Origin of the sequence: Methanoculleus sp. MH98A (genome assembly GCF_000691865.1) — an archaeon.
GTDB lineage: Archaea > Halobacteriota > Methanomicrobia > Methanomicrobiales > Methanoculleaceae > Methanoculleus.
In genome coordinates this window covers 1-2,284 of record NZ_JMIO01000135.1, presented here as the reverse complement: position 1 = coordinate 2,284, position 2,284 = coordinate 1, and the positions used below count along the sequence as shown (strand labels likewise).

Here is a 2,284-nt window from a genome sequence, read left to right as displayed (position 1 = left end):
TAAATGTCTGAATATCAAAAGAGAGTAGGAGAAAAAATATTCCTTGAGAAGGAGCCTCCGGAAGTGATGATCGAATTGCAGAAAAGGATATATATCTCCACTGCGTGAACCGCATCCGACACCTAATTACCCATGCAAGCGCATAGTAGCTGCAATGAAACAGATCGCCCTCTACGGGAAGGGGGGAATCGGGAAATCCACCACTGCAGCAAACCTGTCGGCAGCACTCGCAGGAGAAGGACTCGATATCCTGCAGATCGGCTGCGATCCGAAGCACGACAGCACCCGCATGCTGATGCACGGGACCTGGATCCCGACGGTTCTCGACCTCATCCGGGAGCGCGGAGACGAGAACATCACCGCCGACGACGTGGTCTACCAGGGCTTTCGCGGCGTGCGCTGCGTGGAGGCCGGAGGGCCCGAGCCCGGGATCGGGTGCGCCGGCCGGGGGATCATCGCGACGTTCCAGCTCCTCGAACGCCTCGACGCCCTCAAAGGCGACGTAATCGTCTACGACGTCCTCGGCGACGTTGTCTGCGGCGGGTTTGCGATGCCGATGCGCGAGGGCTACGCCCAGGAGGTCTACCTGGTCACCTCCGGCGAGTTGATGTCCATCTACGCGGCAAACAACATCGCAAAAGCCATCGCGCGGCTCTCGCGCCGGGTGCGGAGCAGGTGCACGCTCGGGGGCGTCATCTGCAACGCAAAGAACATCGAGGGCGAGCAGGAACTCGTGGAGGAGTTCGCCCGCCGGATCGGCTCCCGGCTCATCGCCTACATCCCCCGCTCGAGGATCGTCCAGGTCGCGGAACTGCAGAAACAGACGGTCGTCGAGTACGCCCCCGAATCCGACCAGGCGGCGGTCTACCAGGAACTCGCGCGCACGGTCTACGGAAACGAGACGACGAGCATTCCCACACCCCTCGAGATGGATGAACTCGAATCCTTCGCCCTCGAATTCGTCCAGGTTTGAGGGGTGTACCCTGACCGGGGCGCTCTCGGTGACGACAGAGGTACGGGACGCCGTCTGCGTCATCCATGGCCCGGCGGGGTGCACCCACCACAACTTCTCGCTCCTGCACGCCACCCATCTCTCGAACGACCGGCTCGAGGTCCCCCGCCTCCTCTCGACTCGCTTAACGGAGAACGGCATCATCTTCGGGGGCGAAGACGCGCTGGAGGAGACCATCGCGCAAGCACTCTCGCTCTCGCCCGCCTCCGTCTTCGTCCTCTCGACCTGCATCGTCGAGACGATCGGAGACGACGTCGCGGCGGTCTGCGCGAAAGACCGGGGCGTCCCGGTGATCCCCGTGCCGACCGCCGGGTTCCTCGGGGGGGTCTTCGAGACGGGGGTGAGGAACGCCCTCTCCTCCGTCGCATCGCTTGCCGGTCCTGCGGACGCAAAAACCCTGTCGGCAAACCTGGTCGGCGAGAAGAACCTGGAGTACGGCGTCGACGAGAACGCAACCGAGATCGAGCGCCTTCTCTCCCGGCTCGGCATCGCGATCAACCTCCGGTTCGTGCGGGGGCTCGAGACGCGGGATATCGGGCGGCTCGGGTCGGCCGCCGTCAACATCCTCCGGGAACCGGCGCTCCGGCCGGTCGGCGAAGACCTCGAGCGGAGGCTCGGCACGCCCTACGTGGACTCGTTCCCGGCGGGTCTTACCGGAACGTGCCGGTTCCTCGAAGAGGTCGGCCGAATCTGCGGGATCGACGCCACCGCCGCCGTCGAGGAGGAACGGGCCCACCAGGCGGAGATGCTCGGGCAGTTCGACGATATCGCCGGGAGCCGCGTGCATTTCCAGTCCCCCCACCCCATGCTCAGGGGCGATCCGGGGGCGGAGGCGATCTGCACCGAGTGCGCCGAAGCCCTCGATCTTTCCGTCGACCCGGACGGGGCGGCGATCCCCTTCCCGTATCCGGCGCCCGTCGGGACGGCCGGCCTGGGACGGATGCTGCACCGGTGGCGGGTGCTGATCCGGGAAAAGCAGCGGGGGTGAGAGACGTGCTCGGGAGGGGGAGCAGCTGATTGGGAAGCGCAGGACTGCCCCAAGAGCAAGTCGGGCCGCCGCGCTTCGAGCGTTTTGTGCAACGAACGTTTGTCCCGGTATACCCACATTTTAAGCGTGGAACGGGGCAAAAGGCGAAGAGGCTTCTTCTAATTAGTATTCAGAAGGAACTAATTCAACTGGAAGAAAATATCACACCGAAGGTTTTCAAACAATGGAAAGACCCAATGCAGTGGACCGTGGTGGATATCGCGTTTGGGGAGGGGTTGCAGGGA

The 2,284-nt window shown here is 63.6% G+C and carries 3 protein-coding genes; all 3 read left to right on the top strand.

The features are described from left to right. Window positions 1-154 precede the first annotated feature (154 nt). Window positions 155-973, top strand: a complete 819-nt coding sequence (gene cfbC / locus EI28_RS12005; RefSeq protein ID WP_048115128.1) for a Ni-sirohydrochlorin a,c-diamide reductive cyclase ATP-dependent reductase subunit — start codon at window positions 155-157, stop codon at window positions 971-973. Next, window positions 933-2,000, top strand: coding sequence for a nitrogenase component 1 (locus EI28_RS12000; protein WP_048115127.1), 1,068 nt, complete (start codon window positions 933-935; stop codon window positions 1,998-2,000). The genes cfbC and EI28_RS12000 overlap by 41 nt, the downstream gene beginning before the upstream one ends. 29 nt (window positions 2,001-2,029) lie before the next feature. Then, on the top strand, window positions 2,030-2,284 hold a 255-nt coding region (locus EI28_RS15055; protein ID WP_048115126.1), incomplete at its 3' end, for a hypothetical protein.